The sequence below is a fragment of the Williamsia sp. CHRR-6 genome, from assembly GCF_018474015.1.
In the GTDB taxonomy this organism is placed as follows: Bacteria; Actinomycetota; Actinomycetes; order Mycobacteriales; family Mycobacteriaceae; genus Williamsia_A.
In genome coordinates this window covers 1-877 of sequence record NZ_JAHCSG010000012.1, presented here as the reverse complement: position 1 = coordinate 877, position 877 = coordinate 1, and the positions used below count along the sequence as shown (strand labels likewise).

The window sequence follows — 877 nt, the reverse complement described above, 5'->3', positions numbered from 1 at the left end:
CCGCCGCCGCCATGGCCGACGGCGCGTTGGGCCACGACCACGTCGACGCCGTCCTCGACGTGCTGGCGAAAATCCCCTCGGCCACCGCACCAGAACTACGCGACCTCGCCGACACCCACCTCGCCGACATCGCCCGCCACCACACCCCCCGCGACATCACCCGCGCCGGCAACCGCATCCTGGCCCACCTCGACCCCGACGGCCAACTCCCCTCCGACCGCGACCGCGCCCGCAACCGATCCCTATCGCTGGGCGCCCAAGATGCACTCGGCATGTCGAAACTCAGCGCAACCCTCGACCCCGTGACCCGGGCCATGCTCGAAGTCGTCCTGGCCACCTGGGCCAAACCCGGCATGAACAACCCCGACGACGCGACCTCCCCACAGGGCGGAATCGACGACGAACGCCACACCCTCGACGCAGTGACAGATGCAGCCACGCGGGACTACCGAAGCCAGAGTCAACGCAACCACGACGCCCTACACGCGCTGCTGCGCACCACCCTCGACGGCGGACTACTCGGCGCCAGCCACCGCGGCCTGCCACCCCACATCATCGTCTCCATCACCGAAAACCAACTCCGCGAACGAGCCGGTCTCGGTCACACCACCACCGGCACCGACCTGCCCATCACCGACATCCTCACCCTCGCCGCCCGCGCCCAGATGCACCTCGCCGTATTCGACGACACCACCGGTGAACCCCTCTACTACGGACGCAGCCGACGCCTCGCCAGCCAAGCCCAACGATTCCTGCTGTTCACAATGTACGGCGGCTGCTCGACGCCGGCCTGCCCCGCACCCTTCACCCACACCGAAGCCCACCACGCCGAAACCGACTGGGCCGCAGGCGGACTCACCAACTCCACCCACCTCGC

The 877-nt window shown here is 68.9% G+C and carries 1 protein-coding gene; it reads left to right on the top strand.

Annotated elements, in window-relative coordinates; translation table 11 throughout:
- The coding region (locus KIK15_RS18155; protein WP_214246279.1) for a DUF222 domain-containing protein at window positions 1–877 on the top strand (877 nt) is incomplete at both ends.